This window comes from Polaromonas sp. P1_F2, assembly GCF_056405735.1.
Map to the genome: position 1 here is coordinate 18,268 of NZ_JBFUBN010000017.1, position 14,194 is coordinate 32,461.

At 65.8% G+C, this 14,194-nt stretch carries 12 protein-coding genes; 10 read left to right on the forward strand and 2 right to left on the reverse strand.

All coding sequences use genetic code 11. The features are described 5' to 3' along the window. Nucleotides 1-21 precede the first annotated feature (21 nt). On the reverse strand, nt 22-1,749 hold the full coding sequence (locus AC1D0O_RS23605; protein WP_477655919.1) for a ShlB/FhaC/HecB family hemolysin secretion/activation protein: 1,728 nt from the start codon (nt 1,747-1,749) through the stop codon (nt 22-24). 321 nt (nt 1,750-2,070) lie between these two features. Here AC1D0O_RS23605 and AC1D0O_RS23610 point away from each other — a divergent pair, with 321 nt between their 5' ends. After that, a complete protein-coding gene (locus AC1D0O_RS23610) occupies nt 2,071-2,328 on the forward strand; it encodes a DUF2061 domain-containing protein (RefSeq protein WP_477655920.1) in 258 nt (85 codons plus the stop codon). A gap of 387 nt (nt 2,329-2,715) precedes the next feature. Here the strand turns inward: AC1D0O_RS23610 and AC1D0O_RS23615 are convergent, their stop codons facing one another. Next, on the reverse strand, nt 2,716-3,828 hold the full coding sequence (locus AC1D0O_RS23615; protein WP_477655921.1) for a 5-methyltetrahydropteroyltriglutamate--homocysteine S-methyltransferase: 1,113 nt from the start codon (nt 3,826-3,828) through the stop codon (nt 2,716-2,718). A gap of 144 nt (nt 3,829-3,972) precedes the next feature. Here AC1D0O_RS23615 and AC1D0O_RS23620 point away from each other — a divergent pair, with 144 nt between their 5' ends. From AC1D0O_RS23620 to AC1D0O_RS23660, 9 genes are all read left to right on the forward strand, one after another. Further along, the gene (locus tag AC1D0O_RS23620) at nt 3,973-5,067 is read left to right on the forward strand and encodes an aromatic ring-hydroxylating dioxygenase subunit alpha (RefSeq protein WP_477655922.1); all 1,095 of its coding nucleotides are present in this window, start codon (nt 3,973-3,975) and stop codon (nt 5,065-5,067) included. Between the two features lie 24 nt (nt 5,068-5,091). Further along, nucleotides 5,092-5,847 (forward strand): GntR family transcriptional regulator, encoded by a 756-nt coding sequence (locus tag AC1D0O_RS23625; protein ID WP_477655983.1) that lies wholly within the window; start codon nt 5,092-5,094, stop codon nt 5,845-5,847. Next, nucleotides 5,847-6,833: a PDR/VanB family oxidoreductase gene (locus AC1D0O_RS23630; RefSeq protein ID WP_477655923.1), complete on the forward strand. Its 987-nt coding sequence runs from the start codon at nt 5,847-5,849 to the stop codon at nt 6,831-6,833. The genes AC1D0O_RS23625 and AC1D0O_RS23630 overlap by 1 nt, the downstream gene beginning before the upstream one ends. 131 nt (nt 6,834-6,964) lie before the next feature. Continuing rightward, complete coding sequence (locus AC1D0O_RS23635; RefSeq protein WP_477655924.1) at nt 6,965-8,137, forward strand: ABC transporter substrate-binding protein; 1,173 nt, start codon at nt 6,965-6,967, stop codon at nt 8,135-8,137. Nucleotides 8,138-8,239: 102 nt separating this feature from the next. After that, on the forward strand, nt 8,240-9,112 hold the full coding sequence (locus tag AC1D0O_RS23640) for a branched-chain amino acid ABC transporter permease (RefSeq protein ID WP_477655925.1): 873 nt from the start codon (nt 8,240-8,242) through the stop codon (nt 9,110-9,112). Further along, complete coding sequence (locus AC1D0O_RS23645) at nt 9,113-10,087, forward strand: branched-chain amino acid ABC transporter permease (protein WP_477655926.1); 975 nt, start codon at nt 9,113-9,115, stop codon at nt 10,085-10,087. It begins immediately after the preceding gene. Next, nucleotides 10,084-10,887, forward strand: a complete 804-nt coding sequence (locus AC1D0O_RS23650) for an ABC transporter ATP-binding protein (protein WP_477655927.1) — start codon at nt 10,084-10,086, stop codon at nt 10,885-10,887. The genes AC1D0O_RS23645 and AC1D0O_RS23650 overlap by 4 nt, the downstream gene beginning before the upstream one ends. Then, on the forward strand, nt 10,880-11,596 hold the full coding sequence (locus tag AC1D0O_RS23655) for an ABC transporter ATP-binding protein (RefSeq protein ID WP_477655928.1): 717 nt from the start codon (nt 10,880-10,882) through the stop codon (nt 11,594-11,596). Before AC1D0O_RS23650 ends, AC1D0O_RS23655 begins: the two co-directional genes overlap by 8 nt. A gap of 243 nt (nt 11,597-11,839) precedes the next feature. Then, complete coding sequence (locus AC1D0O_RS23660; RefSeq protein ID WP_477655929.1) at nt 11,840-14,158, forward strand: NADP-dependent malic enzyme; 2,319 nt, start codon at nt 11,840-11,842, stop codon at nt 14,156-14,158. The last annotated feature ends 36 nt before the right edge of the window (nt 14,159-14,194 follow it).

The following is a 14,194-nucleotide window of genomic DNA, read 5'->3' on the forward strand; positions in this document are numbered from 1 at the left end:
GCATTCGGAGCTAAGGGCTAACTAGAACCAGGTCTGGGCCGACAGCCAGGCGCGCGGCGCGCGGTCGGGGTCACCGGTGGAGGGCTGTGCCGGCGTGGTGCGCCAGGCCAGGTAGGTTTTGATGAGGAACTTGCCGGGCCGGCCCAGCGTGGCGCCCACGCCGAAGGAGCCCAGGCTCAAGGTGTTGCTATTGCCGGGCACGGTGGCGCCGTTCTGGTTGAAGCGCACGCGGCCGAAGTCGTAAAAGGCCAGCAAGGTCAGCGGCTCGCCCCAGGGCGCCTGCGGGAACTGGTAACGCGACTCCAGGTTCAGCAGGAAACCGGCGTCGCCCACGCCTTCGCCCACCGGATAGCCGCGCACGCCGTTGGGCCCGCCGAGCACCATTTTTTCGGCCGAACTGAGGTTTTTGGATGCAAGCTGGGCCTGCGCCGCGAGGTGAAAGCTGTAGGGCGCGTCAAAGAGCTGGGAGCGCTGGAATTCCAGGTTCAGCTTGCTGAAGCCGCCGGCGGTGCGCAGGCCGCCCAGGCCGTCGTCGAACGCCAGGTCGGCCGCGGAGAGCGCCAGGCGGCCGAAGGTGAGGTTGACGGCGTAGCTGTTCAGGCCGCTGCCGCCCGCCGCATCGTCAATGAAGTTGCCGGCCAGACCGAGCCTGAGCGCGCTGATGTCGCGCTTGCTGGCGAGCGCCGGCGTGCGGGTCTCGTCGACCAGCTTTTTTTGCTCTGCGCTGACGAAGCCGTAGAGGTTGGTGCCGCGCCCGCGCAGCAGGGGCTGGGAAACGCTGATGCCGGCGATGTCCGCCCGGCCGCTGGCGCCCAGCGCCTGGAACTGCTTGCCCAGCGCGTAATCCAGCCGCGCCAGGCTCAGGCCCAGCCGCGTGCCCTGCGCGCCCACCGGCACGGTGTAGCCGATGCGGTACAGGGCCGAGCCGGCCTGGTCGTTTTGCTGCGCGCTCAGGGCGAGCACGTCGCCGCGTCCCAGCAGGTTGTTGACATTGGCGTTGAGTGCGGCGCGTACGGCGCCGGCGGCGCGCGCGCCGTGGTTGTCGACGCTCACGGAGCCATCGAAGCGCGGGCCCTTGGCCTGCACGGTGACCAGCACGTCGGCCTGGCCCGGGTTCGCGCCGGGCTGGACGGTCGCGGCGGCATCGTAGCCGGCCAGGTCGCGCAGCAGCAGCACGGGCTTGTCGAGCGCGTAATCGGTGACGGCATCGCCCGGCTTCAGCTGGCCGGCCACCAGGGCTTCGGCAAAGGACTGTGAAATGCCCGTGCCGTCGACCCGCACCGTGACACGGCCTACCCGCGCTTCCAGCACGGCGATGGTGACGGTGCCGCCCTCAACGGGGAAAGCCTGCTCGGGCAGGTAGGCCTGTGTGAGCAGGTAGCCTTTTTGCCGATAGTAGGCGCTGATGGTGTTGGCCGCGTCGGTCAGGCCGGCGAGGTTGGTGGGTTGCTGCAGGCGGGACGCGAGCAGCGCTGCCAGCAGTTCGCCGGAAAACACCGTGTTGCCGGTAAAGCTGAAGGCGGCCGGTGTGATGCGGGCGGTGCCGGCAGCGGGCGCCGCCGGCTGGGGTTGGCGCAGTTCCACCGGCGGGCCGCCGCGGGGCGGCAGCAGGGGCAGCGGGCCTGGCGACTCCAGCAAGGTGCCGGCATCCGGCCGCACCTGGGCGAACGCAGGCGCGCTCCCGGCGGCGACGGCAGCCAGTACAGCCCAGGCCAGAGGCCGGAGCACCAGAACAGGAGGACGGAGCAAGGACAGACCTTTCAAGCCAGAATGCAACAAAGTGTTGCAATCCGGTTGTAGCCTTTTGCATTCATTCTGTCCAACGCTTTCCCCGTTCGGGACGCAGGTTTAGCTCGTATCTGTTTGTTTTTTCACACTTTTTTGATGCCAAGCGCTACAAGCGTAAGAGGCCTCCCTTAAATGTTGCAATTTGTAAAAAAGCGGCCGTGTGCGCTATTTACGGCTCGCGGCCCTATGGATCGCTTAGGCCGAATCAATTGGCCTGAAGCTTAGGCAATCCCTACCATTGGATAGGAATCAATCGCTTTTAGCTATTTGAAGGAGAAGCTGATGAGCAAATTGGTACGCGCCAACCTGCCCACCTTGAAGAAAACCGCCAGCTATTACGTGGTGCACGTGACGGTGGCGGCGCTGGTGGCCTATGCGGTGACCGGCAACTTCCTGCTGGCGATCACGCTGAGCCTGCTCGAGCCGACCGTGCAGGCTTTTGCCTTTTTCTTCCACGAAAAAGCCTGGCAGCGCTGGGGCGGCCAGCGCGCGGCCACGCCTGCGAAGGCGCAGGCGGGCTTGTCCACGGCCCGCGCCTAGCGCCTAAGAGCTGAGCCGCTCACAAAGCCCAGCGAAGCGATCCTGGCTAGGCGCGACGCCGCAGACAGTGCTAAGGGCCTGTGAGCCCTGTGTTTGCAAGATGCGTTGCGAGTCAAAAAGGCCTTGAGCAAGGCGCAAAACGCAGGCGGGGTAGACCCCGTCAAGGCTTTGCAACGCCGCGCAAGGCCTTTTTGATCGCAACCCGGAGGGAATGGGGTGAAAACGACGCCACTCAGCGTTGCGCTCCTCACCCAGACTCCCGGTCTGGGATTCGTCGCGCGCCTTGATTGGCGCCGTTTTCACCCCATTCGCATTTGCAAACACAGGGCTCACAGGCCCTGGCACGGCAAGGCGGCGCAACAACGCCAGGAGGGGTTTGTGGGCGGCTCAGGAGCCCCAGACTTCGCGGGCGGTCTCTACCACCAGGCGCAGCTTGTTGCGCTGCGCTTCGACGGCAATGTTGTTGCCGTGCACCGTGCTGCTGAAGCCGCACTGCGGTGACAGCGCGAGCTGCTCCAGCGGCGCGTATTTCGCGGCATCTTCGATGCGGCGCTTCAGGTCGTCCTTGCTTTCCATCTCGCCGAACTTGGTGGTGACCAGGCCCAGCACCACGGTCTTGCCCTTGGGCAGGTAGCGCAGCGGTTTGAAGTCACCGCTGCGGCTGTCGTCGTATTCGAGGAAGTAGGCGTCCAGGTCCATTTCCTTGAGCAGCGCCTCGGCCACCGGCTCGTAATTGCCGGCCGCGGCGTGGGTGCTCTTGAAGTTGCCGCGGCACAGGTGCATGGCCAGGGTCATGCCGGCGGGCTTTTGCGCCACCACCTTGTTGATGAACTTGGCGTAGCGGTGCGGCAGCTCGTTGGGGTCGTCGCCGCGCTGGCGCGCCGCTTCGCGCATTTTTTCGTCGCAGAGGTAGGCCAGGTTGGTGTCGTCCATCTGCACATAGGTGCAGCCGGCCGCGGCCAGGCTGCGCAACTCGTCGCCGTAAGCCTTGGCCACGTCGTCGTAAAAGGCCGGGTCGAGCTCGGGATAGGCCTCCTTGCTGATGCCGGCGCGGCCGCCGCGAAAGTGCAGCATGGTGGGCGAGGGGATCGTGACCTTGGGCGTGTTGCCGGCACTGACCTGGCTTTTGAGGTACTGGAAGTCGGCGAGCTGGATGTCCTTGACGTGGCGCACCTTGTCGATGACGCGCATCACGGGTGGCGCCAGTTCCATGCTGCCGTCGGGCCGCTGGATGGTGACCGGGATGTCGGTCTTCACGCCGCCGATCTGTTCGAGGAAATCGATGTGGAAATAAGTGCGGCGGAATTCGCCGTCGGTGATGCTTTTAAGGCCCACGTCTTCCTGGAACTTCACGATCTCGGTGATGGCCTGGTCTTCGACCTTGCGCAGTTGTTCAGGCGTGATCTGGCCCTTGGCTTTTTGCTCGCGGGCCTCGAGCAGGTACTGGGGACGCAGAAAGCTGCCGACGTGGTCGTAGCGGGCGGGTAGTTTGGCGCTCATGGGAAAGTCTCCATAGTTTGCAGATACAGGGCCTCATGGTATTCCAGCTAAAAAGCCCCTCATTGAATACAATGATTCGGTATTTACCCTGAATTTCCCTATTTTTCTTGGATTTTTGGCGGTTTATGTATACATTGCGTATCCATGGAAGCCAAAAAACCCACTTTTCCGCTCAACGCCTGGTATGCCGCCGCCTATGACGTCGAGCTCGGCCGCAAGCTGCTGGCGCGCACGGTGTGCAAGCAGAAGCTGGTAATGTTCCGCCGCACCGACGGCCAGGTCGCCGTGCTGGAGGACGCCTGCTGGCACCGGCTGCTGCCGCTGTCCATGGGCACGCTGGACGGCGACGAAGTGACCTGCGGCTACCACGGCCTGGTCTACAACGCGCAGGGCCGCTGCACCCATATGCCCAGCCAGGAAACGTTGAATCCCTCGGCCTGCGTGCGCGCCTTCCCGGTGGTCGAAAAGCACCGCTTCATCTGGGTCTGGCCCGGCGACCCGGCCAAGGCGGACCCGGCGCTGGTGCCCGACATGCACTGGAACGACGACGCCGAATGGGCCGGCGACGGCAAGCTGATCACCGTGAAGTGCGACTACCGCCTCGTGGTGGACAACCTGATGGACCTGACCCACGAGACCTTTGTGCACGGCTCAAGCATAGGCCAGCGCGCCGTGGCCGAGGCGCCCTTTGTGGCAACGCATGGCGACCGCACGGCCACCGTGACGCGCTGGATGGAAAACATAGACGCACCGCCTTTCTGGGCCGGGCAGATCGAACATGCGCGCGGCTACACCGGCAAGGTGGACCGCTGGCAGATCATCAAATTCGAAGCACCCTGCACCGTGAACATCGACGTCGGCGTGGCCGAGGCCGGATCGGGCGCGCCGCCCAACGACGGCGCACCGGGCGACCGCAGCAAGGGCGTCAACGGTTTTGTGCTGAACACGGTGACACCCGAGACCGACGGCAGCTGCCACTACTTCTGGGCCTTTGCGCGCAACTATTGCCTGGGTGAGCAGCGCCTGACGCATCAACTGCGCGAGGGCGTGGCCGGCATCTTCCGCGAAGACGAACTTGTGCTCGAGGCCCAGCAAATCGCCATCGATGAACATCCGGACCACCAGTTCTACAACCTCAACATCGACGCCGGCTCCATGTGGGCGCGGCGCCTGATAGACCGGCTGATCGCGCAGGAAGCGCCGACTGCGACCGTAATTCCGATACGCCTCGCAGCCTGAACCCCCATGACAAAAATTATCCCCATGGCCACGACAAACCCTTCAGCCGCCCCCAACAGCCTGGAGAGCGCGCAGGTGAGGGCGCAGCTGCAGCTGCGCGAAATGATCCTGGCCGGCGAGCTGCCCGGCGGCGCGCGCATCGCCGAGCTGTCCATCGTTGAAAAGCTGGGCGTCTCGCGCACGCCGATACGCGCGGCGCTGATGCGGCTGGAGCAGGAGGGCCTGCTCGAATCGCTACCCAACGGCGGCTTCGCGGTGCGCACGTTTTCGGAGCGCGACGTGTCCGAGGCGATCGAGCTGCGCGGCACCATTGAAGGACTGTCGGCGCGGCTGGCGGCCGAGCGCGGCGCGCCCACCGTGGTACTCGGCGAAGCGCGCGAATGCCTGAACCGCATCGACGAAGTGCTGAGCCAGCCGGCCCTCAACGACGAGGCGTTCTCAAGCTATGTGGCGCTCAACGAGCGCTTTCACGCGCTGCTCAGCGAAATGGCGGGCAGCGAGGTGATCGCCAAAGAGCTGGACCGCGTGTCCAGCCTGCCCTTTGCCTCGGCCTCGGGATTCGTGGTGGTGCAGGCCAACTCGCCGCGCGCGCGCGACATGCTGATCGTGGCGCAGGACCAGCACCGCCAGGTGCTGGACGCCATCGAGCAGCGCGAGGGCTCACGCGCCGAGGCCATCATGCGCGAGCATTCGCGCCTGGCCCAGCGCAACCTGCGCGCCGCCGTGGCCAGCCACAACCTGGACCAGATGCCGGGCGTGCGTTTAATACGGAAAAAATAATGAAAGCCAATGCCAGCTGGACCGATGCGGTCATTGAATCTTTTGAGGACCTCACGCCCACCGTGCGCGAGTTCCGCATCCGGCCCGCGGGTGACGCGGTCGCTGTGCAGCGCCACGAACCCGGCAGCCACCTGCAGGTGCAGTTGCTGGTGGACGGCAAGCCGGAACTGCGCTCCTATTCGCTGGTCGGCGAACCTGACGGGCAAGCATGGCGCATCGCTGTGAAACGGCTGGACGATGGCCGCGGCGGTTCGCGCGCGATGTGGCGGCTGGCCGCCGGCGATCGCCTGCAGGTCAGCGGGCCGCGCAACCATTTCCCGCTGGACTTCAACGCGCCGGCCTACCTGCTGGTGGCCGGCGGCATAGGCATCACGCCGCTGCTGGGCATGGCCCAGGCGCTGGCCGGCCGCTGTGCGCAGTCGGGCCGGTCGCTGCGCATGCTGTATGGCGTGCGCAGCGAATCTGAACTGGCTTACGGCGAAACGCTGCAGGCCTGCCTGGGCGGGCGGTTGCGGGCAGCCGTCGACGCGCGCATCGACTTCGCCGCCGAGATCGCGGCGCTGCCGCCGGGCGCGCAAATGTATGTCTGCGGCCCGGTGCCCATGCTGGACGCCGCGCGCCACGCCTGGGAGGCCTCGGGCCGGCCGGCGACCGACCTGCGTTACGAGACCTTCGGCAACAGCGGGCGCTTTTCGCCGCAGGCCTTCAGGGTGCTGATTCCGCGCCACGCGCTGGACATCACCGTGCCGCCCGGCTGCAGCCTGCTGGACGCACTGGAGCAGGCGGGCGTGGAAGCGGTGTCCGATTGCAAGCGCGGTGAATGCGGCTTGTGCACGCTGGACGTGCTCGCGCTGGACGGCGAGATCGACCACCGCGACGTCTTTCTGAGCGAGCACGAGAAGCAGCAGAACACGCGGCTGTGCGCCTGTGTCTCACGCGTGGTCGGCTCGGTGACGCTGGACTCGTCCTACCGGCCCGACCGTTGAGCACCCCCGCACCGCGGGTGCATAGACCCCAAAAGTTCGCATACAGAACATTGGTGCTTATCACGAACGCTCAGTAAACTAGCGCCAACACCCCGCCTCATAAATTCAAAATCGACCACTGGAGACAACCCATGAAAAGACGCCTCTTTACCGCCGCAGCCCTTGCCGTCGCCACGTTGGCCTCAGCCGCCTCCGCACTGGCCCAGGACAACACCTTCAAGATAGGCCTGATCCTGCCGATGACGGGCCAGCAGGCCACCACCGGTCGGCAGATCGAGGCGGCCGCGCGGCTTTACATGGCGCAGAACGGCGACACCGTGGCGGGCAAGAAGATCCAGCTGATCGTGAAGGACGACACCTCGCTGCCGGACACCACGCGCCGCCTGGCGCAGGAGCTGGTGGTCAACGACAAGGTCAACGTGCTGGCGGGCTTCGGCATCACGCCCTCGGCCCTGGCCACCGCGCCCATAGCGACGCAGTCCAAGACACCCATGGTGGTGATGGCGGCGGCGACCTCCAGCATCACGCAGTCCTCGCCCTACATCGTGCGCACCAGCTTCACCTTGCCGCAGGTCTCGGTCGCGCTGGCCGACTGGGCGCCCAAGAACGGGATCAAGACGGTGGTCACGCTGGTGTCCGACTACGGCCCCGGCATCGACGCCGAAAAATTCTTCAAGGACCGCCTGACCTTCAACGGCGGCCAGGTGACCGACGCGCTGCGCGTGCCGCTGCGCAACCCCGACTTCGCGCCATTCCTGCAGAAGGTGCGGGACAACAAGCCCGACGCGCTGTTCGTCTTTGTGCCTTCCGGCGCGGGCGCCGCGGTGATGAAGCAGTTCCTCGAGCGCGGCCTGGACAAGGCCGGCATACGGCTGATCGCCACCGGCGACGTGACGGACGACGACCAGCTCAACGACATGGGCGACGGCGCACTGGGCGTGGTGACCTCGCACCACTACTCGGCGGCGCATCCCTCGGCCATGAACAAAAAGTTCGTGGAAGCTTTTTCCAAGGCCAACAAGGGCCTGCGACCCAACTTCATGGCCGTGGGCGGCTATGACGGCATGCGGGTGATTTACGAAGCGCTCAAAACCAGCAAGGGCCAGGGCGGCGGCGACGCGCTGCTCGCGGCCATGAAGGGCCAGCTGTTTGAAAGCCCGCGCGGCAAGATCTTCATCGACGCGCAGACGCGCGACATCGTGCAGGACGTCTACCTGCGCAAGGTCGAGAAGAAGGACGGCCAGCTTTACAACGTGGAATTTGACGTGATCAAGGACGTCAAAGACCCAGGCAAAGCCAAGTAAGCGGCACGCTCCTTCGCGAGGGGAAGCCAGGATGCAAGCGCCGTCCAGCCCCCACCCCAACCCTCCCCCAGCGGGGGAGGTAGCAAACACCCAAACCAATCCATGCTGACCCTTCTTTTTGACGGTATCGCTTACGGCATGCTGCTGTTCATCCTGGCGGTGGGCTTGGCGGTGACCATGGGCTTGATGAATTTCATCAACCTCGCGCACGGCGCCTTCGCGATGGCCGGCGGCTACATCACCGTGCTGCTGATGCAGCATTTCGGCGTGCCCTTTTTGCTGTGCCTGCCGCTGGCCTTCATCGGCTCGGCGCTGCTGGGCGCGGTGCTGGAGCGCACGCTGTACCGGCCGCTCTACAACAAGCCGCACCTGGACCAGGTGCTGTTTTCCATCGGCCTGGTGTTCATGGCGGTGGCCAGTGTGGATTATTTCGTGGGCTCGACGCAGCAGATCGTGCAGCTGCCCGCGTGGCTCAAAGGCCGCACCGAAATCGGCAGCGGCGCCTGGATGCTGGGCATGGGCCACTACCGGCTGTTCATCATCGCGGTGTGCGCTGGACTGACGGTAGGCCTGCAGTACCTGCTGGCGCGCACGCGCTTCGGCAGCCGGCTGCGCGCGTCGGTGGACGACCAGCGCGTGGCGGCCGGCCTGGGCATCAACGTCAACCTGGTGTTCCTCTCGACCTTCGCCGTGGGCTCGGGCCTGGCCGGCCTGGGCGGCGCGCTGGGCGCCGAGGTGCTGGGCCTGGACCCGAGCTTTCCGCTCAAGTTCATGATTTATTTCCTGATCGTGGTGGCCGTGGGCGGCACCACGTCGATTACCGGGCCGCTGCTGGCCGCCCTGCTGCTGGGCATCGCCGACGTGGCGGGCAAGTACTACATCCCCAAGCTGGGCGCCTTCATCGTCTACAGCCTGATGATCGTGATCCTGATCTGGCGGCCGCAGGGCCTCTTTGTGCGCAAGGGAGGCAAATAGATGAACACCCAGACATCGCTGCTCAAAAGCAGCCGCTGGAGGCCCTGGGAGCCGGTGCTCTGGCTCCTCGCCTTCGCCGCGCCGGTGCTGATGCCCAGCCATGCGTCCCTCATCAACGAGATCGCCATCGTCGCGCTGTTCGCGGTGTCGCTGGACCTGGTGCTGGGCTACACCGGCATTGTCTCGCTGGGCCATGCGGCTTTCTTCGGCATAGGCGGCTACGCGGCGGCGCTGTTCGCCAAGCTGGTCATGCCCGACCCGCTGGTGGGCCTGGCCGTGGGCATCACCACCGCGACACTGCTGGGCGCCCTATGCTCGCTCACCATCCAGCGCGGCAGCGACCTGACGCGGCTGATGGTGACGCTGGGTGTGGCGCTGATCCTGCTGGAGCTGGCCAACAAACTCGACTGGCTGACCGGCGGCGCCGACGGCCTGCAGGGCGTGGTCATGGGGCCGCTGCTGGGCAGCTTCGAGTTCGACCTCGCGGGCCGCACCGCCGCCTGGTATTCGCTGGCGGTGCTGCTGGTGCTGTTCGTGCTGATGCGCCGCCTGGTGCATTCGCCGCTGGGTGCGACGCTCAAAGCAATACGCGACAACCGCCTGCGCGCCATGGCCATCGGCATTCCGGTGGCGTCACGGCTGGCGGTTGTCTATACGGTGGCGGCCGGTGTGGCCGGCGCGGCTGGCGCGCTGCTGACGCAGACCACCGGTTTCGCTTCGCTGGATCTGTTCGAGTTCCACCGCTCGGCCGACGTGCTGCTGATCCTGGTGGTGGGCGGAGTGGGCTGGCTCTACGGCGGCGTGGCCGGGGCAATTGTGTTCAAGCTGATGCAGGATGCGCTCTCGTCCATCACGCCGCAGTACTGGACCTTCTGGATAGGCCTCTTCCTGGTGGTGCTGGTGCTGGTGGGCCGCGAACGGCTGGTCCGGCCCTGGACCTGGCTGCCGCAGCGCCGGCACGGAGGTCGGCCATGAGCGCGGCGCCGCAGGGCGACGCGGTGCTGTCCGCGCAAGGCCTGGTGATGCGCTTCGGCGGCATCACCGCCACCAACAACGTGAGCCTGAACCTGCGGCGCGGCGCGCGCCATGCCTTGATCGGGCCTAACGGCGCGGGCAAGACCACGCTGGTCAACCTGCTGACGGGCGTGCTGCAGCCGACCGAGGGCCGCATCCTGCTCGAAGGCGAGGACATCACACGGCTGGCGCCGCACCAGCGCGTCAAGCGCGGCATGGTGCGCACCTTCCAGATCAACCAGCTGTTCGACTCGCTCACGCCGCTGCAGACGCTGGCGCTGACCGTGTCGCAGCAAACAGGCCTGGGCGCGAAATGGTGGCAGCCGCTGGGCCGCAACCGGGCCGTGGCCGAACGCTGCGAACAATTGCTGGAACAGTTTCACCTCACCGAAGTGATGGACCAGCCGACCCGCGTGCTGGCCTATGGCAAGCGCCGCCTGCTGGAGATCGCCGTGGCGCTGGCCTGCGAGCCGCGCGTGCTGCTGCTGGACGAACCCGTGGCCGGCGTGCCGGCCGGCGAGCGCGAGGAACTGCTGCAAACCGTGGCCGCGCTGCCGGCCGACGTGTCGGTGCTGCTGATCGAGCACGACATGGACCTGGTGTTCAGCTTCGCCACCACCATGACGGTGCTGGTCAACGGCACGCTGCTGACGGAAGGCACGCCTGAACAGATCGCGGCCGACCCGCAGGTCAAGGCGGTCTACCTGGGCCATGGCGAGGAACATGGGGAGCAACATGGGGAGGAGGTGGCCCATGGCTGAGCTGCTCAAGGTTGACAAACTGCGCGCCGGCTACGGCGAGGCCGTGGTGCTGCACGAGGTGTCGTTCACGCTCGGTGAAGGCCAGACGCTCGCGCTGCTGGGCCGCAACGGCACCGGCAAGACCACGCTGATCAACACGCTGGCGGGCGCGACGCGGCAGCACGGGGGCGCCATTTCCTTCGGCGCGGGCGCGGCCACGGTCGCGCTGCACCAGCTGCCCTCACACGAGCGCGCGGCGGCCGGCATAGGCTGGGTGCCGCAGGAGCGCAACATCTTCAAGTCGCTGACGGTGCACGAGAACCTGAGCGCGGTGGCGCGCCCCGGCAAATGGAACCCGGACGGCGTGTATGCGATGTTCCCGCGCCTGGCCGAGCGCAAGGGCAACCTCGGCACGCAGCTGTCGGGCGGCGAGCAGCAGATGCTGGCCGTGGGCCGGGCGCTGGTGCTCAATCCCAAGCTGCTGCTGCTGGATGAGCCGCTGGAAGGCCTGGCGCCCATCATCGTGGAGGAGCTGCTGCGCGCCATACGCCGCATCACGCGCGAAGAGGGCCTGAGCGCCATCATCGTGGAGCAGCACCCGCAGGCCATCCTGGCGATTTCCGACAGCGCCGTGGTGCTGGACCGCGGCACGGTGGTGCACACGGGAACAGCCCAGGCACTGCGCGAGCAGCCCGAGCGCCTGGACCATTTGCTGGGCGTGGCGCGCTGAGCGGCCGGGCCGCCGGCCCTGCCACCCGTTCTGTATTTCGCGCTTAAAGCGCGCAAAAAACGGCTACGCGCCGCTATCGTGAACAAGCTTCGCGGCAAAGCGGCTTTCCATGCCGAAAAGTCAAAAGCGATCCACCTTTTTGCGTAGATTCACTTACTAGGGTTTTCCCGTCCAACGGCCTACAATCGCAGACCTTACAAGAAATTGACGGTCAACCGACCGTTCCCGCTGGAGACCTTGCAGATGCCGACACCACCCGCCGCGACGCCCACTGACCGCGAAGAAAAACGCGCCGAACTGCGCCGCGCCGCACTTGAGTACCACGAGTTTCCGACCCCCGGCAAGGTGGCCATCGCAGCAACCAAGCAGCTGACCAACCAGCGCGACCTGGCCCTGGCCTATTCCCCCGGCGTCGCGGCGCCCTGCGAAGAGATCGTCAAGGACCCCAACAACGCCTTCAAGTACACCAGCCGCGGCAACCTGGTGGCCGTGATCACCAACGGCACCGCCGTGCTGGGCCTGGGCGACATCGGCCCGCTGGCTTCCAAGCCGGTCATGGAAGGCAAGGGCGTGCTGTTCAAGAAGTTCGCCGGCGTCGACGTGTTCGACATCGAGATCGACGAAAAAGACCCGGCCAAGCTGGTCGACATCATTGCCTCGCTGGAACCGACCTTCGGCGCCATCAACCTCGAAGACATCAAGGCGCCCGATTGCTTCTACGTCGAGCGCGAGCTGCGCAAGCGCATGAAGATCCCGGTGTTCCACGACGACCAGCACGGCACGGCCATCACCGTGGGTGCGGCGGTGCTGAACGCGCTCAAGGTGGTCGGCAAAGGCCCCGGCCAGGTCAAGCTGGTGACCTCGGGTGCAGGCGCTGCGGCCCTGGCCTGCCTGAACCTGCTGCTCAAGCTGGGCATCCAGCGCGAAAACGTGTTCGTGACCGACCTCGCCGGCGTGGTCTATGAAGGCCGCACCGAGCTGATGGACGAGGACAAGATCCAGTTCGCGCAGAAGACCGACGCGCGCACCCTCAGCGACGTGATCGCCGGCGCGGACATCTTCCTGGGCCTGTCGGCCGGCGGTGTGCTCAAGAAGGACATGGTCGCCAAGATGGCCGCCAAGCCCATCATCCTGGCGCTGGCCAACCCGAACCCAGAGATCACGCCCGAGGACGTCAAGTCCGTGCGCGACGACGCCATCATGGCGACCGGCCGCACCGACTACCCCAACCAGGTCAACAACGTCCTGTGCTTTCCCTACATCTTCCGCGGTGCGCTGGATGCCGGCGCCTCCACCATCACCATCGAGATGGAAATCGCGGCCGTGCATGCGATCGCCGAACTGGCGCAGGCCGAACAAAGTGAAGTCGTGGCGGCCGCCTATGTGGGCGAGAAGCTCGCCTTCGGTCCCGAGTACCTGATTCCCAAGCCCTTTGATCCGCGCCTCATGATGAAGATCGCGCCCGCGGTGGCGCAGGCGGCGGCCGACAGCGGCGTGGCCTTGCGGCCCATCCAGGACATGAACGCCTACCGCGACAAGCTGCAGAGCTTCGTCTACGCCTCGGGCACGGTCATGAAGCCGATTTTCGCGGCCGCCAAGGCCGCAAGCCGCAAGCGCGTGGCTTACGCCGAGGGCGAGGAAGAACGCGTGCTGCGCGCCTGCCAGATCGTGGTGGACGAAGGCCTGGCACGGCCGACCCTGATCGGCCGACCCGCCATCATTGCCCAGCGCATCGAAAAATTCGGCCTGCGCCTGAAAGAAGAGCTCGACTACGACGTGGTCAACGTCGAGCAGGACCACCGCTACCGCGACTTCTGGCAGACCTACCACCGCATGATGGAGCGCCGCGGCGTCACGGTGCAGATCGCCAAGATCGAGATGCGCCGCCGCCTCACGCTGATCGCCGGCATGCTGCTGCACAAGGGCGACGTCGACGGCCTGATCTGCGGCACCTGGGGCACGACCGCCCACCATCTGGACTACCTGGACCAGGTCATCGGCAAGCGCGAAGGCGTCAACACCTATGCCTGCATGAACGGCCTGCTGCTGCCGAACCGCCAGGTGTTCCTGCTCGACACGCACGTCAACTGCGACCCGACGGCCGACCAGCTCGCCGAGATCACCACCATGGCGGCCGAGGAAATGATGCGCTTCGGCATCAAGCCCAAGGCGGCCCTGCTGTCGCATTCGAACTTCGGCTCGTCAAACCTGCCCAGCGCGCTGAAGATGCGCCGCACGCTGGAACTGCTGCGCGAAAAGGCGCCCTGGCTGGAAGTCGACGGTGAAATGCACGGCGACATGGCGCTGGACGCCGACGCGCGCGCACTGATCATGCCCAATAGCACGCTAACGGGCGAGGCCAACCTGCTGGTGCTGCCCAATATTGATGCGGCCAATATTTCGTACAACCTGCTCAAGACGGCGGCCGGCGGCAACATCGCCATCGGCCCCGTGCTGCTGGGTGCGAACAAACCCATGCACATCCTGACCGCCACCGCCACGGTGCGCCGCATCGTCAACATGACAGCCCTGACGGTCGCGGATGCAAACGCCGGCCGATAAGCCGAAATTAGATAGCCAGCACTAACTTATTTAGAC

What these genes read in the sequence shown, in the direction of transcription:
- AC1D0O_RS23635 (WP_477655924.1), top strand. Translation starts at nt 6,965, where the DNA reads ATGAAAAGACGCCTCTTTACCGCCGCAGCCCTTGCCGTCGCCACGTTG.
- AC1D0O_RS23610 (WP_477655920.1), top strand. Translation starts at nt 2,071, where the DNA reads ATGAGCAAATTGGTACGCGCCAACCTGCCCACCTTGAAGAAAACCGCC.
- AC1D0O_RS23655 (WP_477655928.1), top strand. Translation starts at nt 10,880, where the DNA reads ATGGCTGAGCTGCTCAAGGTTGACAAACTGCGCGCCGGCTACGGCGAG.
- AC1D0O_RS23625 (WP_477655983.1), top strand. Translation starts at nt 5,092, where the DNA reads ATGGCCACGACAAACCCTTCAGCCGCCCCCAACAGCCTGGAGAGCGCG.
- AC1D0O_RS23650 (WP_477655927.1), top strand. Translation starts at nt 10,084, where the DNA reads ATGAGCGCGGCGCCGCAGGGCGACGCGGTGCTGTCCGCGCAAGGCCTG.
- AC1D0O_RS23620 (WP_477655922.1), top strand. Translation starts at nt 3,973, where the DNA reads ATGGAAGCCAAAAAACCCACTTTTCCGCTCAACGCCTGGTATGCCGCC.
- AC1D0O_RS23640 (WP_477655925.1), top strand. Translation starts at nt 8,240, where the DNA reads ATGCTGACCCTTCTTTTTGACGGTATCGCTTACGGCATGCTGCTGTTC.
- AC1D0O_RS23660 (WP_477655929.1), top strand. Translation starts at nt 11,840, where the DNA reads ATGCCGACACCACCCGCCGCGACGCCCACTGACCGCGAAGAAAAACGC.
- AC1D0O_RS23645 (WP_477655926.1), top strand. Translation starts at nt 9,113, where the DNA reads ATGAACACCCAGACATCGCTGCTCAAAAGCAGCCGCTGGAGGCCCTGG.
- AC1D0O_RS23630 (WP_477655923.1), top strand. Translation starts at nt 5,847, where the DNA reads ATGAAAGCCAATGCCAGCTGGACCGATGCGGTCATTGAATCTTTTGAG.
- AC1D0O_RS23615 (WP_477655921.1), bottom strand. Translation starts at nt 3,828, where the DNA reads ATGAGCGCCAAACTACCCGCCCGCTACGACCACGTCGGCAGCTTTCTG.